The organism is Paraphotobacterium marinum (genome assembly GCF_002216855.1).
Lineage (GTDB): Bacteria > Pseudomonadota > Gammaproteobacteria > Enterobacterales > Vibrionaceae > Paraphotobacterium > Paraphotobacterium marinum.
The window spans coordinates 700,069-719,709 of the sequence record NZ_CP022356.1 but is presented as its reverse complement, the minus strand read 5'-3'; the positions used below and the strand labels follow the sequence as shown (position 1 = coordinate 719,709).

Below are 19,641 nucleotides of genomic sequence, written 5' to 3'. Positions count from 1 at the left end.
TCTAAGCTAGATAAACAGAGGAGTCACTTATGGATATGGAGCTACTTTCTAGGATACAGTTTGCATTCACAATCAGTTTTCATATTCTATTTCCAGCCTTTAGTATCGGTCTTGCCGGATTTTTAACAATTACCGAGGGAATGTACTTATTAACTAAAAAAGAATTGTATCTTATCATTACAAAATTTTGGGTGAAAGTTTTTGCGCTTACTTTTGGTATGGGGGTTGTTTCCGGAATTGTTATTGAGTTTCAATTTGGTACGAATTGGGCTGGATTTTCCGAAACAGTGGGACCTGTTTTAGGCTCCCTTTTTGTGTATGAAGTTTTAACTGCCTTTTTCATTGAAGCTGGTGCACTTGGTATTATGTTATTTGGTTGGAAAAGGGTTAATAAATATGTTCATTATGGCTCTACTGTGATTATTTTTTTAGGTGTTCTGTTATCAGCATTTTGGATTTTATCAGCAAATTCATGGTTACAAACACCAACCGGCGTCGAGTTTGTTAATAACAGTTTTGTTGTGAATAGCTGGAAAGAGGTGATTCTAAACCCATCTGTTTGGGATCGTTATATCCACATGGTTTTGGCAGCATTTATGAGTACACTTATGATTATTATCGGGACTTCTGCCTGGTATTATTTGAAAAATAGACATCGTCTCTATGCAAAAACATGTATTCATTTTGCAATACCGGCACTTTTCTTTATCTCATTGTTGCAAGTGTATATGGGAGATAGAGTGGGTTTAGTGATTCATGAGAATCAACCAATTAAAACAGCTGCTATGGAAGGAAACTGGGAAACCCAAAATGGCGCTCCTCTTATTTTATTTGCTCTTCCAAGTCAAGAAGATGAAAAGAATTACTTTGAAGTAAAAATCCCCAAACTAGCTTCTTTTATCAATACTCATGAGTGGGACGGTGAATTAATAGGGTTAAAATCTGTAGCTAAAGATGAAAGACCTTATGTTCCAATTGTATTTTGGACGTTTAGAATTATGGTTGGTATTGGACTATTGGCTGTATTTGTTTACGGAGTAGGTCTTTATAAAATGATACGTGGCCAATTAGAGTCTTCTAAGTGGCTTTTACGTGGCATGATAACCATAGCACCTCTTGGATTTGTGGCAATTATTGCAGGTTGGTTTACGGCAGAGGTAGGTAGGCAGCCGTGGATGGTTAATGGATTTTTCAAAACTGCAGATGCGGTGAGTGAATTATCCTACTCTCAAGTTTTGATTTCCTTATTACTTATTATATTGATTTACTTCATCGTCTTTGGAATATTCTATTTTAGATATTTATTTAGAATATTAGATCATGGGCCTGAAGAAATCGGTCATGAAAGAATGCCTTTTGGTTATTTCGAGCCCGGAACTGACGAAAAAGAGCATTCAACTTTAAGCCAACTTGAAGAAGGAAAATCTCATGGAGCATAGTTTAGAGTTTACTTGGATGTGCATCATTGGTTTTAGTTTCGTGATGTACATCATCCTAGATGGTTTTGTTATTGGTATCGGTATTGTTTGTCCATTTTTAAATGAACACCAAAGAGATCTTGCGTTTAGTGCTGTTTTACCAGTTTGGGATGGAAACCAAACTTGGTTAGTATGTGGTGGTGCTTTATTATATGGAATGTTTCCAATAGCGTTTGCTTATTTGATGCCAAAAATTTACCTACCCGTAATACTTCTTTTAGTCCTTCTTATTTTCAGAGGGGTCTGTTTTGAGTTTCGATTAAAAACTAAGAAAGGTAAAGGTTTTTATGATAAGCTTTTTGCAGTCTCATCACTCTTAATTGGTTTAGCACACGGCTATCTTGCCGGACAAGTCATCATTGGATATGAAACCCACCACTTTGCAACTGAAGGTTGGGGGCTTAAAATTATGGCTGCCATCACTTTAGTGTTGGGTTATATGACTTTGGGTGCGACACGATTGATGTTAAAAACAGAAGGAGATTTGTTTGATAAAACACGCTTAATATCCAAAAGATGTAGTTATCTTTTATTAATCTTTGGTTTAATCTGTATTTTGATTACGCTCTTAAGAGCTGAAGTCAATCTTTCTTTTTTAAGAATCATTATTTTAACCGGAATTGGCGTGTGCTGTTTGCTCTTTTTTGTTCTTCTCCAGTTAAGTATTAATAAAGGAAATGACATTTTCCCTTATTGGTCAACGGTTGGTTTGTTTGTTATGATATTTTTAAGTTTGTTTATTTATATCTTTCCATATTTAATTCCATATGACTTGAAATACTGGGAAGCAAGCTCATCTGAAACGACACTTAAGTTTAGTTTAATACCTGCTGTCATTATGTTTCCAATTTTACTACTTTATACCGGATATAACTATTATGTCTTTAGAGGAAAAGTTAAAGAGAAAATCTCCTATTAATTTTTTGAACTCGTAAACAAAATCATTTACGAGTTCTCCAACTCTATTAAGAACATTTATACTTAAAACAAATACTTTAGCTATTGGTATAGATGTTCAATAAATCAACCAGCTTTATTTTTGTTAAAGGTCATTATTATAAATTTAGAAAATATAGCTTTCTAGCTGTTTTGTTTATATTGTTTAGCTTACCATGGCTCTTAAACCTTTACTTTTCTAAGATGTCTCCAAAGCTTTATATTTTGATGATTAATCCAGGTTTTCTTAAAATCATTCCTTTAGTTTTGATTATATTGGGGTGTTTATTATATTTATTAACAGTTCGAAAAGGTCGTTATTGGTGTGGTTTCTTATGCCCACAAACAATTGGTGTATTTGTAACGCAAGCAATTGAAAATAAATTAAAAAAAATAATTCGAAGAAAAATTGCCAGTTATTGGCAAAAGCTTTGCTACGATATACTTTTATTTATCATTCTTTTTAGTTTATCAATTATAACGTCGCTTCATATTTTGGGTCTATTTTATCCCATATATCACTTATTATTTTTCTTTACAGATCACGCCTACGAGATTTTTTTGATCATCTTTTTTTTAGCAATCTTGATTTATATTTTATCATCTCATTTAAAAACAAAATTCTGTCAATATATTTGTCCCTATGCGCGGTTTCAATCCATTATGATTTCAGATAAAACTCAAGTTGTTTATTTTGATCATTCAAGAGTCAATCTTACCGATGGAAAAAATGATTGTATTGATTGTAAAATGTGTATCAAAGTATGCCCTACAAGAATTGATATAAGAGAAGGTTTTCAACAAAACTGTATTAATTGTGGCGCATGCGTTGACGCATGTAATAAAGTTATGAAAAATATAAAAAAACCGATCGATTTGATTAAATATGCAAGTGTTAATCAATCTACTAAAAGTTTTCAAAATAAAGGTGTTTATTCGGCTATTGTCATCGTATTGATAGCAAGTATTTTTATAGGTCTTACCGTTTCTAATCAAAAACAAATAGAAATCTTTATTCAAAATGATAGAAATACACAAACTGTTAACCAAAACCATGAATTCATTAAGAATTTTTACAAAATAAAATATGTAAATAATACTAAAGAAGATCTTGATTTAGTGTTGACGTCAAGTGCGCATCAATTAATTTTAAAAGGTCATACACATTTTAAATTAGTGAAGGGTGCTTCTATCGAATTGCCCATAATGGCAATCGCCAAATATAAAGATTTAAAAATGAAACAATTTGAATTTTATTTTAAATTTGACGTGTCAGGAAAAACTTACATAAAAAAAGCTAAATTTTTGAGCAATTAAAAATAAATAAAATTAAACAATGTCATCTTGTTACAGATTATGAAACATTTTAGATAAATAGATTTAAATCTCATGAAAAGTGTATATGAATCAAGTTAATTATTTTCATGTTATTCAACATTCATTCAGCAAAAAATTAATCCGTTAGTTGTGTAATTGGATATTTAAAAAAAAAAATCAAATAAAGTCAAAACATCTTAACAAATTGTTTAATAAAAACAATGCGTTAAGTTTAATTCAGTTTGTTTTTATCGTATAGGACAAAAGTCATACTTGTTACCACTATAAAAAATATAAAATAAGTTTATAAAAATAATAAAGCATGTGTTAAATGCTCAAAATTATCTTATCTAATGATATATAACAACTATTAATTATACTAATGATTTTTAAATAAATATAATCTTGAAGAAAATATCAACTATTATGGAATTAATAATGAAATATTTTCAACAAAAAAAAATTTTTTCAGCTATATATATAGCTTCAACATTAATATTAACAGCATGTGGTGGGGGTGATTCTTCAAACTCGTCACCAAATGAATACACAATCACAGGTACAAATGCACCTTTGTCTCCTGGTGACTCAACGCAATTAGGAGTTGAACAGACAAGAAACTCTTTGACAAGTTCTTCTAGTTCATCAAAAGCTCAATTTAGTATATCAGGACCAGGACGTCAGTATACAATTTTAAATGGTTCCAACCTAAAATTAAAAGATGATTTCCCATTATTAGATAAATCTTCTGTCCATATTAAAGCTTCAATGAATGGATCTGTGGTTGCTGAATCAGATGTTGCGCTCTATCCACATATGATAGATCCTCAAAATATTCCTAAATTTGAGGGGAAAGGTCAAAGATCCGGAGACGTCAGCTTAGTTTTTAGAGATAATCAAAACTCTTTTAAAGATGGAACTGCTTTTTTTACGCAGGATACGAATCTTGAAAATCAAGGTGCATGGGGACCGGACGAAAATTCTGGAACCGGTCTTTTAGAAGCATATGATTTAAGAACCGTAACGTTATTTAATGTTAATTTAAAAGATAATAAAATTACAAACGATATGATATTTAAACTTAAGGGTCATTTTAGAAACCAACATTATAATACTTTTACACAGGAAGTGACTCCAAGAACAGATGGTTTGTATAATTGTTTGTTGATTCAATATGCTAACTTTCAAAAAGTTCAAAATATTGATGAACCTATAAATTTACAAGAACTTTTAAATCAAAGCCAGCGTCAACAAACGTTTAATGAAGGCATGCATATTACTGCAACTCCTTTTCATGATTCAAATCAATGCTCCAAGGATGATTTTCTGAGCAAGTCAATAACAGCCGACCCTTATGATATGTTTGTGATAAATATAAATGGTGCAGAAAATCAGATAAAGCCAGATAATACTTATAGCTGCGTTATCAAAGGTAATGATGTGTCTCAGTGTCCGAATTACGAAAACCCTCACTTTGAAGTTGATAGTAATGACCATATTCATTTAGTGGGTTCTCTTTATAATTGGTTTAAAAACCATCAAAATCAAGATAATAACAATCCGTTTCATATTCGCGTAGAAACGGGCTCTCAAGGAGAAGCGAGTAATATAGTTTTAAACTCAGATTATCATGATTATGCTCCTGATATAATGGCATCTTCTGATTGTAAAAATGCCATTAATGATTGGAAAAAAGACAAAGGAGTCGTATTACCTTGGTCCAAACTTGAGACTTATTTTTCAAATGTAAGTAATAAATGTCAATTACAAGAAACATTAGACCATAAATCAGGTATGAGTACTTACACGACAACACACCAGATTATCGTTGATGGACATGGGATATTAACGCAACCGTTGTTCGAAATGAGTGATAAATATGGGCAAATGGGAACAGACTCCAAGTGGGTGAATACAGATGGGACAGATAAAGACCATGATATGGAGCAAGTTGCACTTGTTTTATATACAGATCAATTAGCCTTATCGAGTCAATATACTCCAAAGCCCGCTATTCACAGTTATACTAGATATGCTAACGATCCTATAAATCGTACAGAATTAAAAAATAATGCATCAATTGATGTGAGTGGTATCACTGTTGCTAATGGCTATTCAAGAAATGAATCAAATGTTCGTTTAAATTATCAAGAAAATAATGATCCAAATAATTACTTAGATCCAGATACAAGAAATGATTATCCTGTCTATTTACATGATTTTACGCAAATTGGAAATTGGTTGGGCCAAACAGACGCAGCTGCCGTTGCAGGTCGATATTCTACAATTGAAAATACCTTGTATCAAGTAGCAGATGATAATATCAAAACAATGGCAGAAGGTGAATCTTTTAAAGATATGACTTTAATTTCAGGTGCTGATGGTTTGCCCATTGATTTGGGACAGTATGGTTTTAATAGGGGACAAAGTCATATAAATATCGACGGTGTTTATATTGTAAGGATGAATCAAGATAGTGATAATGATATAGTTCAAAAAGGGCAAACTAAAGAGTGGGAAGAAGAGCAGGGTATAATTGGGACACACTCTACTAATTATGGTATGGGGTTATGGCAGAACTATATGGGTGATTTTGATGGTGTGTCAGACACAAAGTCAAAAAACTCTAACTCAATAAATGAAAATTTTTATCAACGCCACACTTATAATTATTGGTCAAAAATTAATATTTCTCATGTCTCTAAATTATCAACACCTGAGGATTATAGTATGTGTGCAAGGGTATACGTACTAGATTTACCGGATGTTAATAATCCACCTCCACCAGATGAACCAGAATATCAAAATGATGCTCTTGGAGAAATGCTATTCGGAGATGTCAATTTGACAGATATTCCTAATGATAATTGGTGTTATCATCCAAGTTTTAAAAGTAATCAACAAGTTCAAAATACCAAAATGGTGATAGATCAACAAAGTTAATATCAGACTTTTCATTTTTACAAAATGACCATTAGATTGATTTAAAATCAAAAGTGACTGAATCAAAAGTCACTTTTTTTAATTTAATAATTTTAAGTTTTTATTCAAAAATTTTTATTATAAGATAACTATGTGTTTTCAATTGACCAAGCATGTAAAATATTTCGAGCAATACCATATGTTGAGGGTAAACTAAAATCAGCGGCTTCTTCTTTAAAATAATTGGAAATTTCACTTTTGGTAAACCAACGTCCAGTTCGAATTTCATTTGTATCCAATTTAAAATTTTGTTGATGTGTTGTCAGGTGGACACCAATCATAAGCCCCATAGGAAAAGGCCATGGTTGTGATTTAAGATAACTTTTAAAAGTAGCTCGAATTCCAGATTCCTCATAAACTTCACGAATAGCAGCTAGCTCAATGCTTTCACCAGGCTCCATAAAGCCAGCTAAAAGAGAATACCGATTTTCAGGAAAACGCACGCCGGATCCTAAAAAAACTTCATTTTTGTCATTGGTTAAAAGCATAATGACAGCGGGATCAAGACGAGGAAAATGTTCTTTTTTACATTTTGTACAATATTTTTTCCAACCAAAGTGTTGTTTTTGATTTAATGAACCGCATTGACCGCAAAACTTATGTGTTTGATTCCAGTTTGCAATTCCAAGAGCTTGTGCCATTATACTTAAATGCTCATTATCAATATTTATATTTTCAGTGATCATTTTTAAATCATCTAATTGATTCGTATGAACTAAAAAATCAAGTATTGTCACAAAATAGTGTTGATTTTGAAAAGTGCCTAAATAAATGATCTCATCTTTTGGTGTCGAATATTGTTGATAATAGGCTTGGTTAGAAAAGATATAATCTTGTGTTGTCCCATTGAAAACAAATTGACCTCGATATAGTAAGACAAAGAAACAATTACTCTTTTGCAAAAGCTTCATTCGTTCAAGTTGTTCATAGTTCCGAATTTTATCATCTCTATGAAGTATATTCTTTGAAAAAAGGGGCTCTATTATTTTCATTTAAATATATTTCTATTGTAGGACTGATTATTGATAAATTTTATGTTAAGTTATTTATAAAAGCATATCAATCAAATATTACACTTGACATGTATCAGTGAAATGGTTTACTGTACTTGTTAACTAGTACAAAGGAAGAGAAATGTTCAAAACTGTGAATTTAAGAATAGAAGAAATTAAACAACTTTTACCACCTGTTGCTATTTTAGAAAGCATCCCCTCAACTAAAAATGCCTCCAAAGTAGTTTTTGACAGTCGTTTGGCAATTCACAATATTTTAAATAATAAGGACGATCGCTTATTGGTAATTATTGGGCCATGCTCTATACATGATCCAGTTGCAGCAAGGGAATATGGAGAAAAGTTGCTTCAATTGAGAAATGAATTAAAAGATGATCTGGAAATTGTAATGCGTGTTTACTTTGAAAAGCCAAGGACGACAGTTGGCTGGAAAGGCTTGATTAATGATCCATACATGAATAACAGTTTTCAGATAAATGATGGTCTTAAAATTGGAAGAAAACTATTATTGGAATTATGTGATTCAGGAATGCCTACAGCAGTTGAGTTTTTAGATATGATCACGCCACAGTATTTAGATGATTTAATTAGCTGGGGTGCAATTGGTGCTAGAACCACAGAATCACAGGTGCATCGGGAGTTGGCATCTGGACTGTCTTGTCCAGTTGGCTTTAAAAATGGAACAGATGGTAACATTAAAATTTCATCAGATGCTATTCGCTCTGCAAACTCACCGCATCACTTTCTTTCAGTAACGAAGTTTGGACATTGTGCCATTGTTGAAACAAAAGGAAATGAAGATTGTCATATCATTTTAAGAGGTGGAAAAAAACCAAATTATTATGAGGAAGATGTTCAGAAAATAACACAAGAACTCAAAGAAACTGGTTTAAATACAAAGATTATGATTGACTTTAGTCATGCAAATAGCGAGAAGCAATTTAAAAAGCAACTAACTGTTGCAGAAAATGTGGGTCATCAAATAGCATCTGGTAATGAGGATATCTTCGGTGTCATGGTTGAAAGTAACCTTGTCGAAGGGAGACAAGACGTAAAAGAAGGTGTTGAATTACAATATGGTCAAAGTATTACAGATGCATGTATTGGTTGGGATGACACTGAAAAATTGTTGAAGACCTTAGCATCGAATGTTCGAGCTAGAAGAAAAAACAAATAAATAAAGATATTAAGGCATGAGCCATTTTTCTTGGAATTCTAAGAATTCTTTTTGTGCCTGTTTTAAAGGTTTTGGATAAAATATAATGGTGTCACCTGTTTTAGCTTGAGCACATTTTTGTAAATCTAATTTACAGACACAACCTATGACTGGATAACCACCAATGGTTTGATGTTCATGCATTAAAATAATAGGTTGACCATTAGGAGGTATTTGAATCCCTCCTAATGGAATTCCATGAGAGATAATTTTTTGATTAATCTTTATGCTTTTACCTTCTAGTATAATAGACATTGCATTATAGTGATTGCTAACTTTAAACTGTGAATTAAATAAAGAATAAGATTCAGATTTAGATAGATAGCTCTCTCTTAAAATAACCCCAACTTTCCAATGGTTTTGATAGGTAGGTATTTTATCCGGTGCTATTTTTTTTAGGGAGGCAAAACTTGTCGTCTTAACTTTTAATAATGCTCCCTTCATAAATGCTCCATATGGATTGATATCTTTATGAATCAAATGATTCAAATTATCTCTAGCTGATGTGGATACACTCCCCAATATCCTATTGACTTCAATACTTCCCTTAATACCAATATACGTTCTTAGACCTTGTTTAGGGCTGTTCAAAGTTAACTCTTGGTTAGGTTTCATGATCATATTGGACCACATTTTTATGGGGGTATTATCCGTGTGTGGAGAAACATCTGCTCCAGTAATGGAGATCTGTGTATGTTTTTCTTGAAAGAGTAGTTTTAAGTTGCCATGAGTGATTTCAAGTACAGGGGCGTTAATAGGGTTATTTAAGAGAGAGTTTGCCATACAATACGAATATAAATCCAAAGCACCAGATTGAGAATAGCCATACTTCCCTGAGTTAAATCGGCCTAAATCTTTGATGGTTACAAATGGTGCATTATTATTAAATTTTATGATACTCATTATATGAATATAAACCATAAATGCTTTATGCTTGATTTAATGTAAGTTTTTTTAACTTATTGTGGATTCCATATCACGTTTATAAATGAGCGGAATAAATACATGAATTTTCAAAATTTCTGTATTAGAAACTCCCCAAGATTTCTTGTATTGAGGAGTTAAGTAATATAATGTAACTTACGATTTTAAATATTCTGATATTAATGTTTGTTGTCTAGGTTGAACAAGTGCTTGGCCATTTTGATCGGCAAAAACAACATAATGTCTTTTCGCAAATTCAATAGCACTTTTATTTTTTGTCCCTTGCTCATCAATATTATGAGTCGGAACAGTAATAAATTCCGCAAGTCCAATACCTTTTTGAAGTTGTTTTCTTAATGAATCATGTCCTGGTTGAGAATGTATCCAATCATAAGTAAAGCCATATCCCGTCCAAGGGAAAGGCCATGCATAATCTTCATCAAGACTTGCAAATGAGTTTTTAGCCCAGTTTTGATACCATTGACCGTAACTTTCAAATTTTTTGTTAACTGATTGGGTGATTGGAGAAAGCCATTTTGTATTCATCTTTGAATTTTTAAAATCAAATTTTAGAGGACTTAGATTGTTATTTTTTTCTACAACCTCAAATCCACCTGGATTTGGATTATCTATCGATTGAAATTTATTTGGACGTACAACTGCATCTTTATCAATCCAAAATGTAATAACATGGTTAACATATCCAGTGTAACCTTTATAATCTTGTCCATCTTCTACATGAGGATTATACATACCTACCAAAGATGCTATTATATTACATGGGTTTTTAGGATTATCATCTAATTTTTTTGTATGAGAGTTTGGACTTATTTGTTGACACTTATTACTTAGTTTTTGATCCCAAGTTGACTTTCTGTCTAACATTCTTTGCTTTAATTTTCCAGCAACAGTCAACCATACTGCACCACCATCAAGTTTGTTAAGTTGCGCTACTGTAATATACTTTCTTTGGTTTACTAACTTCATTAATCTATTGATATCATTTCGGCCATCAGTAGTATTTTGAGTTGCAATCAAAGTGCTCATGAGAACTTGGACTCTTGGAGCGATGATATTACCATGGATGTCATACATGATCTTTCCATTTGTCGGCCATATTCTTTCTTTGGGTACAGCTAATGTGGTGACACTTTCATTTTTTAAAATTTTATTATAGAGGTTTTTGTGAAGACCTTTATGTAAAGTTTCAATTGACTCGTAATAAGATTTTAATGAAGGAGAAAGCAGGTTACTTTCTTGATGTTCTTTCTTTAACTCTTGTTGCTCGGCAGTTAAAAATGTTGGCAAAGATAAACCAAACAATAGACTAAGTCCTATAATTTTATATTTCATTTTATCATGTCCTTAACAATATAATTTAAATATAAATCAAATTATTTAAATGATTTATAAAGTCATTAGAACATGTCGAATGTTCCATAAATAGGACATAAGTACATAATTATAATTAATATTTATATTCCTTGTATGGTATTTGATAAAAATTGATTTCATCTCCAACTTGAAAAAAACTATTTTTATCGTCTAGTATTGATTTTATTTTGAATGGAGTGAGCCCTATTATATACCAACCACCCGGAGAAAAACTTGGATAAATAGCGGTGAAGTCATTGGCAATGCCAACACTGCCAGGATAAACCTGCCTTGCTGGTGTGCTTTTTCTTGGAATGTTCAGCTTAGTATTTAGACCATATAAATAGGCAAAACCCGGCATAAATCCAAGGGCACTAACAAAGTAATTTTGAGAAAGGTGTAATTTGATAATTTCACAGGTTGGTATTTTGAGTACTTTGCTGATTTCTTCTATGTCAGTTGTGAGCCTTCTGTCATAACATACTGGAATTCGATGCTTTCTAATTTTATTATCTTTTGATTTGAGGTTACTTAATAATTTTATTGAGGTTTCTTTTATAAGCTGTGTTTTAATGAGTAAAGGTTTATACTCTATATAAAGTGAATTATGAGAAGGAATAATTTCAACAAGTTGTGTTTGAAATAGTTTAACTAGTTTTTTTGAAAGTTCATTTAAAAGGATTGATTGATTTTTAGTTATGTTGGTTGAAAATTCTATTAAAACTGAATTCTCAGATAATTGTTCAAAGTTATAAAATTGTAACTTATTATTTTGATCCATTAAAAAGGTTATTTTTTATATTTCGTAACTTGATTATAATAAAATATAAGTAATTTATACAAAATTAAATCTTAAAATTTCATACCATGATTATGGTATTTACAAATATAATAAGTGGATTAAGATTCTTTCTAAGTTATTTAAGAAAGAATATTTATATGTGAGTGTTGTTTTTTTTAATAAAATTTAAAGTTAGTTATAAATATATTTTTTTAAAGTTATTTATGTTCAAGAGTGGTTAATTAAGATACAAATAAATCTTCAGAATGAGTGAAAATGACTATTTTCAAATAAATATAATTGTTTTTTTTATTGGAATTCATATAATAAATAAAATTTTGAACAACCAAACTATGTATTAAATAAACTTATAAAATACTCGTTAATGTTACATAACCAGTGTATTTAATTTAGAAACAGTGGTATTTAATTAAACTTAGGAGTTATGTGTATAATGAAAATACTAGTAACTGGCGCAACAGGTTTTATTGGTGGTGAATTTGTAAAAAACACTCAATTTGATCTGCGTTGCGTAGTAAGAAAAAATAAAGAAAATAATTTCAATGATGTTTTTGAAATTGATGGTCTAAATACCAATACCAATTGGCAAGGAGCCTTCGATGGTGTTGATGTAGTAGTCCATTTTGCCGGAATAGCACAAAGTGAACAAACCAATCAAGAAGAGTATGAACAGATAAACTTTAAAGGTACATTGAAACTTGCTGAAGAAGCTGCTAGTGCAGGTGTTAAAAGATTTATCTTCATAAGTACAGCTTTAGTTAATGGGAACAATACGAATGAAAAACCATTCAGTGAGAAGGATAAAGTATTTCCAGCTAATGCATACGCTACTTCTAAATATAAAGCTGAACAGAGTTTACAATCTCTTGCATTAAAGTCTAATATGGATTTTGTTATTATTAGGCCTCCAGTTGTTTATGGAAATGGAGTTAAAAGTAACTTTACAACCCTTGTTAAACTTGTTAAAAAGCTTCCTATTTTACCTTTTGGCTTGGCTCATAACTCTCGTAGTTATTTATCGGTTTTAAATTTTATTGATTTTATTGAACTATGCCTTTTCAACGATAAAGTCGCTAACCAAACTTTCTTGATATCAGATAATGAATCAATATCAACAAAAGAACTAACTAATAGAATTAATGGTGTTTTTGGAAAAAAAACAAGACAATTACCAGTTCCTATTTTATTTTTAAGTTATTAGGCCTCATTCTTGCTAGAAAAAGATTAACAGAGCAATTATTTGGAAATTTTGAAGTTAACTGCTCTAAAGCTATAAATTTACTTGGATGGCAACCCAAATTCACTATGGAGCAAACTCTTTTAAAGTTTAAAAAGGAAGAGAAGATTAATGTTGAAATATAGATTATTTGATTTGTGTTTATCGATACCGATATTTATTGTTACCTTACCATTTACTTTAATAATTTTAGTTGTTAATTATTATTACAGTAATGGCTCACCTATTTTTTTACAAGAACGAGTTGGTAAAGGACAAAAGCCATTTATACTGATGAAGTTTAGGACCATGAAAGTCGGAACTCAGTCAGTGGCAACACATCTTGCATCCTCATCATCAATTACTACATTTGGTAATTTCTTGCGAAAATCAAAACTTGATGAATTACCTCAATTAATTAATGTTATAAAAGGAGATATGAGTCTTGTAGGTCCAAGACCTAACTTATTTAACCAAAAAGAATTAATAAATGAGCGTTCAGAGCTAGGCGTTTATAATGTATTACCTGGCATTACTGGTTTAGCACAAATTAATAATATTGATATGTCAGAGCCTGAGAAACTTGCGAAGATTGATGCTAATATGATTGAAAATATGTCTATCAAAACTTATTTTAGATATATTGTATTGACAGGCCTGGGTAAGGGTAGTGGTGATGCCATCAAATAATTAATCTATAATTTCCACTTTAGAAACTTTTAATAGGGAGTAAATAAAAATAACAATGAAAATAAGTTTAATCAAAAATAAAAGTGCGTGGATTGTATTTGCCTATGATATTTTTTCGGCTATTCTTTCGTGGGTTATTGTCCAAGAACTTGTTGGAATAAAACATGTTGGCCTTAATATATTACAAATATTATTTGTAATCATTGCATTTAGTATCTCTACTAAAATATTTCGGACTTACGCATCATTATGGAAAACCGTTTCCGTAGAAGATTTAAAAAGTAACATTTATTCTGTAATAGTTGGAGCATTCATTTTTTTTGCAATAGAGTTTATTGTAGATAGATTAAATACAGTTTCTCGCTCCGAAGTTTTCTTTTTTCCAATATTAACTTTAGTTATTAGTTTAGCAGGTCGTTTTTTTACAGACAATTCATAGCTAGTCGTAAAAAAAAGTATGAAAAAAAACTTATCATTATTGGTGCCGGTGATGGTGCAAGTTTATTTTTACGTGAAAATAATGCACATAATCGACCTTATAAAGTTTTAGGAATCTTGGATGACAATAAATCATTACATGGAAAAAAGGTTCATAATCAAACAATTATTGGGCCTATTGCCATGATTAATCAAAAAAGATTTTTAGTTAATTATCCTGCAGATGAAATCTTAATTGCCATTCCATCACTGAAAAGAGCTGAATTACAAGCTTTGTATCAAGAGATATCTAAGGTAGGTCTTCCGGTAAAAATTTTACCCTCATATTTAGATTTAACTAATGGTGTTAAAGTTACTGATCTTCAAGAAATCAAAATTGAAGATCTTTTAGGACGAGATCAAATTTTTATAAATTCAAATAAATTGGAAAAATCCTATCTACATAAAACGATACTTGTTACGGGTGGGGCTGGTTCAATTGGTTCAGAAATTTGTCGTCAATTATTGGATAAAAGTTTTCCCCAAAACCTAATAATTTTAGATCATAGTGAGTATAATCTTTATCTAATTGAAAAAGAATTCAGTAATTATAAAGGAAGTGCTAATTTAAAGTTTGTTTTATCTAGCGTAACAGACATCAAAGCTTTAACTGAAGTGTTTGACAATAATAGCATTGATATAGTATTTCATGCTGCAGCCTATAAACACGTTCCTTTACTTGAAAATCAACCTAAAATAGCTATTCAAAACAATGTTATTGGAACTAAACAGGTTGTAGACTTAAGTATGAAATATAAAGTGGAGCGATTTCTTCTTGTTTCAACTGATAAAGCTGTAAATCCAACGAATGTAATGGGTGCAACAAAGCGTGTTGCTGAATTGTATGTAAATGCTCAAACGAGCGAGCACACCAAATTTATGGTAACTCGGTTTGGGAATGTTCTTGGCTCAGCGGGAAGTGTGGTTCCATTATTCAAAAAGCAAATTAAGCAAGGCGGACCTATTACGGTAACTCATAAAAACATTGAACGCTTTTTTATGACAATACCAGAAGCATCATTATTAGTTATTTTATCTTGCGCGATTGGTGTAGGAGGAGAAACTTTTGTTCTTGAAATGGGTAAACCGGTGAAGATTGTAGAGCTTGCTGAACAAGTCATCAAATTATCAGGTCAAAAGCCTTATGAAGATATTGATATTGAGTTTACAGGCTTAAGATCAGGCGAAAAAATGTATGAGGAACTATTTTACTCAAAAGAAGAGCTTAAAGAATCTGGTTATGAAAAATTATTAATTGGGCAATCCACCAACATTAAAATTGAAAAATGAATGAATTTTTGAGCACTTTAAAGACTCATCCGACTAAAGATAGCTTACTTGAAGTAGTTGACTCTTTGAGTCGTTATGAGAAAAGTTAACTATTTAAGTATAATTTTGTAAATGCTCTTGGCTGTTCAAAGGTTATGTTTTTTTAATGACTTTAAAAAGTTAAGAGCGTTTGGATTATCTGAGTGTAAACAAGCAGTTTGACTATTAACTGTTAATTTTCTAGAGTTATCTGACATTACAAATCCATCAGATAGATTTCTATATTGTTGTTTCATGATATCGACATCAGTAATAACAGCATTTTCTTGAGATCTAGATTTTAAATTTCCATTATTTAAATAGATGCGATCGATAAAAGATTCAAACAAAAGCTGAACGCCAAAAGAGTCTGCAATTTTTAGATATTTATCGTTACTATTACCGCTCAATATCATCAATTTTAAGTTAGAGTCAATACCTTTAATTATTTCAATTAAAGCTATAAATACTGATAGATCTTCCATCATTAAATGATACAGTGCGCCATGAGGTTTAACAAAACTGCATTTTGTTTGATGAAAATTACAAATATAACTTAATGCACCAATTTGATAAATACATAAATTTTTAATTTGATGAATACTATGAGGTATCAAGCGTCTTCCAAAACCTAATTTGTCATTAAAGCTAGGGTGAGCTCCTATTATGACGTTATGCTTTTTACATAGAAAAACACAACGAGACATAATGTCGGGATCAGATGCATGAAAACCGCAGGCAATATTAGCATAGTCAAGATATGGGATGATTTTTTCATCATCATTCGCTTTCCAGCATCCAAATCCTTCGCCAATATCTGCATTAATCTTTATCATGTTATTGTACTATTGTTGTGATTGATACTTTTTCAATTTTCAAATTATCATTCACTACCCAAGTATAAGTGACGAGTGATTTAACTTTTTTATTATTTTCAACTTTTGTATTAAGAATGATAGTTTTGACATAATTTTTTTTGTTGTAATTGATTGGATCACTCCTTGAGTCATATTGTCAAAAAGTAAATTTCTTTCCTTTACTATCTGGTCTACTAATTTTTTTGATGCTTCAACTGTTTGACAGCCATCTTTTTTGCAAATCGACACATCATCAGCATAAAAGTAATTTGATAGAAGATTTGATTTAACACTTGGATTATAAAACTGTTCAAAATAATTTTGAGCAAAATGAGTTAATCGAGAGTTAATTGATGAAAAGCCAATACTTTTAGCGTACTTTTGATTAATAATATGTTGATTCAATGAAATAAGTTTTTTATTTGAATCCATAGACCAAATATCAGTAATTTTAAATTTAGTTTTCTTTCCATCAATTATTTTATTTACGAGAAACATAGAGGTAATGTCGTTCTCATGAATTGAAATACTTTTTGATATAATGGAAGTTTTTTTGTCCATGAAAACTTTTCTTTCTTTAGCAATTTCATTAGAGAGTTCTTGAAGGCTATAACTTGTTGTACATTGATAGTTACTACAATATGTAAAGGGTGTTGAAAAATATTTTTTTGCAAGAGTTTTGGTTTGGATATTTTTATTAAAAAAAGATTGATAAAAGTCACCTATAATCTTTTGATACTGCATTCTGTTTTTTTTTAAATTACTTGCTACTGTAATAGTTTTAAAAGTTTTTATGACTTTTGTAAACTTATGTTTATCATTATAAAACCATGAGTCTGAGACAAAAAAAGTAGTGGGCTTTCCGCGATGGTAGGTTGTAAGTAAATATTTTGAATCGATCGTATTGTTGTGCTCATTTATTGTCAAGCCAGAAATATATGCCTTATCTTTCAAAAGTGTATGTCGATGAAGACTTATTTGTTTGATTAGTTGTTCGTTACTTTGCGTAAGTGAACAATTGTCATTCACACAGTATTCAAATTTTTCAACTAATTGATCCTGGATTAGATTTTTTACATTAAACCGATTGTTATAAAAATTCACATAATAATTTGAAACAAATTTTTTTAAATCTTGCTCTTTGTGTATGTTATGTGTTTGAATGTCAGTATGAACCTCAGAATTTTTTACGACTTTAGATGGTTCAGAAATAGCTATTAAAGGGTTACATAACATAATGATAAAAAAAGTAAATTTTAAACATTGGGTTTTCATTTTTTAAACCTTAAAAGAAATTGCCAGTACATTTTATTATAATTTAATTTTCAAATTATAACATTTTTCAATATTAGAAAGTCATTCTAATAATCAATATTAAGGAAGTTGTTCATGAAAAACTCTAAAGCATATTATAAATGTTTAAATCTTATTCGAGGAAATCTTCAAGGTACTCTCAACACAAACTCAGTTATGGATCCAGGCTATCCTTTTGGCTCATTTGTTAGATATGCATTTGACTTTGAAGGAAACATTATTTTATTACTAAGTAGTATTGCTGAACATACTCAAAATTTTCTTAATGACAACCGAGTATCATTGACAATTATAGACCGACTCACGGAGACATTATCACAAGAAGTAGCAAGAGTAACAATTCTGGGTGAAATTGATAATATTCAGGATCCTCTTGAAGAAAAAATTGTTTATGAAATATTTTTTCCAGAAAGCAGTGGCTTTTATGATCAGTTTCATGACTTTAATTTTTATAAATTTTCTATGAAAAAAATTAGATTTATTGGTGGCTTTGCACAAGCTTATTGGTTAGAAGTGGCTGAGATGAAGAAAAAACAATTTTTAGATATTGAGGAGCAAAATATGATTGTCGATCATATGAATAATGAGCACCGTGATACACTCATAGCGTTAATTTTATTTCATTTCAAAATTAACATAATAAATGAAAATAACATCAAATTAATTTATTTTGATTCAAATGGCTTATGGATTAAATATAAAACAATTTATTATATTCCTTTTAAAAAGGATGCAAAAACAATTGGACAAGTTAAAAAAGAAATTATTCAATTAAGTAAATTTGCAAAACAAAATACTCAAATTATTTAGGGTATCTTAAAAGTGTACAAAAAAATTTGACTCCTGTTTTATTTTTAGGAGTTAATATTAGCGATAATTCAAATGAAAACTAACCTTAAATCATATTTAAAACAGTATTTTTTAAGGTTGGATTATGAGTTGGATTAATACAAGTTCAATTTTATTATTTTTATTTTTTGTTTCTGGCTGTACTTCCACAGAAGACACACGTCCACAAAAAATCTCACACACTTATCAATATTATGGTTATCCGGATAGTCCTAATAACAATTATACCAATAAAACAACTAATAATAAAATTGATTATCAGCCAGCCCCTAATCGAAATAATGCATTAAATACAGATCAAGAGTTTAATAACGATATACCCAAGTGGGTGACGACTAAACACCAACCAACTTCGGAAGCAATTTATGCAGTTGGGATGGGGGAATCCAAACAATTGAGAATAGCCTTGGAAGAAAGTCAGGATAATGCTCAAATTAAATTGAGGCAAAAAATAAGTAAAGTCATAAACTATACCTCAGATGATCTGAATCAGAATAGCTCACAATCAGCATCTAATTATGAGATAGTTAAAAAAGAAATTGTTGAAATAGATGGAATTTATCACGCGTTTGTTTTAGCAGAGCTAAAAATAAAAGATATTAATAATTCCCTCAGAGCTAATAATAGTCAGATTTTAAATGAAGATAGAAGCAAACCCTCACTAAATAATACCCCACAATTAGAAGTATATTCAAATGACAGAATTATTCCATTAGATGCTGATGAGCCCATAGTTGATGAGTTTGACAATGTTGATTCGGATCTTTTTATAAGTGAATTTGATTCTGTATCATAATTTTTTCAAATTAAAAACAGCTTAGTGAGACCTAACTAAGCTGTTTTTAATTGTTAATAATTCTATTTTAATGGTCACACATATTGCATGAA

Annotated in this window: 17 protein-coding genes; 11 read left to right on the top strand and 6 right to left on the bottom strand. The window is 30.6% G+C overall.

All coding sequences use genetic code 11. The annotated features are described in order from the left end of the window. Window positions 1-29: 29 nt before the first annotated feature. The 4 genes from CF386_RS10485 to CF386_RS10470 all read left to right on the top strand — a co-directional run bounded on the left by CF386_RS10485 (window position 30) and on the right by CF386_RS10470 (window position 6,674). The gene (locus CF386_RS10485; RefSeq protein WP_089074386.1) at window positions 30-1,439 is read left to right on the top strand and encodes a cytochrome ubiquinol oxidase subunit I; all 1,410 of its coding nucleotides are present in this window, start codon (window positions 30-32) and stop codon (window positions 1,437-1,439) included. After that, window positions 1,429-2,397 carry a cytochrome d ubiquinol oxidase subunit II gene (locus CF386_RS10480; protein ID WP_089074385.1) on the top strand — a complete coding sequence of 323 codons (969 nt, stop codon included), beginning with the start codon at window positions 1,429-1,431 and terminating at the stop codon, window positions 2,395-2,397. Before CF386_RS10485 ends, CF386_RS10480 begins: the two co-directional genes overlap by 11 nt. 92 nt (window positions 2,398-2,489) lie before the next feature. Further along, window positions 2,490-3,731, top strand: a complete 1,242-nt coding sequence (locus tag CF386_RS10475; RefSeq protein ID WP_089074384.1) for a 4Fe-4S dicluster domain-containing protein — start codon at window positions 2,490-2,492, stop codon at window positions 3,729-3,731. 438 nt (window positions 3,732-4,169) lie between these two features. Beyond that, a complete protein-coding gene (locus CF386_RS10470) occupies window positions 4,170-6,674 on the top strand; it encodes a hypothetical protein (protein ID WP_089074383.1) in 2,505 nt (834 codons plus the stop codon). A gap of 128 nt (window positions 6,675-6,802) precedes the next feature. Here CF386_RS10470 and nudC read toward each other — a convergent pair whose 3' ends face one another. After that, window positions 6,803-7,705, bottom strand: a complete 903-nt coding sequence (gene nudC, locus CF386_RS10465; protein ID WP_089074382.1) for an NAD(+) diphosphatase — start codon at window positions 7,703-7,705, stop codon at window positions 6,803-6,805. A 142-nt stretch (window positions 7,706-7,847) separates the two neighbouring features. On the opposite strand from nudC, the gene aroG reads away from it, so the two are divergent. Next, entirely contained in the window at window positions 7,848-8,903 is a 1,056-nt protein-coding gene (gene aroG / locus CF386_RS10460; RefSeq protein WP_089074381.1) for a 3-deoxy-7-phosphoheptulonate synthase AroG, read from the top strand. A 9-nt stretch (window positions 8,904-8,912) separates the two neighbouring features. Here aroG and CF386_RS10455 read toward each other — a convergent pair whose 3' ends face one another. From CF386_RS10455 to CF386_RS10445, 3 genes are all read right to left on the bottom strand, one after another. Continuing rightward, window positions 8,913-9,845 carry a 5-oxoprolinase subunit C family protein gene (locus CF386_RS10455; protein WP_158522385.1) on the bottom strand — a complete coding sequence of 311 codons (933 nt, stop codon included), beginning with the start codon at window positions 9,843-9,845 and terminating at the stop codon, window positions 8,913-8,915. 177 nt (window positions 9,846-10,022) lie between these two features. After that, on the bottom strand, window positions 10,023-11,219 hold the full coding sequence (locus CF386_RS10450) for a hypothetical protein (RefSeq protein WP_089074379.1): 1,197 nt from the start codon (window positions 11,217-11,219) through the stop codon (window positions 10,023-10,025). 115 nt (window positions 11,220-11,334) lie between these two features. After that, entirely contained in the window at window positions 11,335-12,021 is a 687-nt protein-coding gene (locus CF386_RS10445; protein WP_089074378.1) for a 5-oxoprolinase subunit B family protein, read from the bottom strand. Window positions 12,022-12,475: 454 nt separating this feature from the next. Between CF386_RS10445 and CF386_RS10440 the strand changes: the two genes are divergently transcribed. The 4 genes from CF386_RS10440 to CF386_RS10425 all read left to right on the top strand — a co-directional run bounded on the left by CF386_RS10440 (window position 12,476) and on the right by CF386_RS10425 (window position 15,715). Further along, window positions 12,476-13,243, top strand: coding sequence for an NAD-dependent epimerase/dehydratase family protein (locus tag CF386_RS10440; RefSeq protein ID WP_158522384.1), 768 nt, complete (start codon window positions 12,476-12,478; stop codon window positions 13,241-13,243). Window positions 13,244-13,390: 147 nt separating this feature from the next. Beyond that, the gene (locus tag CF386_RS10435) at window positions 13,391-13,948 is read left to right on the top strand and encodes a sugar transferase (RefSeq protein ID WP_089074376.1); all 558 of its coding nucleotides are present in this window, start codon (window positions 13,391-13,393) and stop codon (window positions 13,946-13,948) included. Between the two features lie 55 nt (window positions 13,949-14,003). Then, window positions 14,004-14,387: a hypothetical protein gene (locus CF386_RS10430; RefSeq protein ID WP_089074375.1), complete on the top strand. Its 384-nt coding sequence runs from the start codon at window positions 14,004-14,006 to the stop codon at window positions 14,385-14,387. A 116-nt stretch (window positions 14,388-14,503) separates the two neighbouring features. Next, entirely contained in the window at window positions 14,504-15,715 is a 1,212-nt protein-coding gene (locus CF386_RS10425) for a polysaccharide biosynthesis protein (RefSeq protein ID WP_089074374.1), read from the top strand. A 125-nt stretch (window positions 15,716-15,840) separates the two neighbouring features. Here CF386_RS10425 and CF386_RS10420 read toward each other — a convergent pair whose 3' ends face one another. Both CF386_RS10420 and CF386_RS10415 read right to left on the bottom strand, forming a co-directional pair. After that, complete coding sequence (locus CF386_RS10420) at window positions 15,841-16,569, bottom strand: 5-oxoprolinase subunit PxpA (RefSeq protein ID WP_089074373.1); 729 nt, start codon at window positions 16,567-16,569, stop codon at window positions 15,841-15,843. A gap of 54 nt (window positions 16,570-16,623) precedes the next feature. Then, window positions 16,624-17,865: a hypothetical protein gene (locus CF386_RS10415; RefSeq protein WP_089074372.1), complete on the bottom strand. Its 1,242-nt coding sequence runs from the start codon at window positions 17,863-17,865 to the stop codon at window positions 16,624-16,626. Window positions 17,866-17,979: 114 nt separating this feature from the next. Between CF386_RS10415 and CF386_RS10410 the strand changes: the two genes are divergently transcribed. Further along, window positions 17,980-18,714 (top strand): DUF2470 domain-containing protein, encoded by a 735-nt coding sequence (locus tag CF386_RS10410; protein WP_089074371.1) that lies wholly within the window; start codon window positions 17,980-17,982, stop codon window positions 18,712-18,714. A 124-nt stretch (window positions 18,715-18,838) separates the two neighbouring features. Next, on the top strand, window positions 18,839-19,549 hold the full coding sequence (locus tag CF386_RS10405) for a hypothetical protein (RefSeq protein ID WP_089074370.1): 711 nt from the start codon (window positions 18,839-18,841) through the stop codon (window positions 19,547-19,549). Window positions 19,550-19,641: the final 92 nt, after the last annotated feature.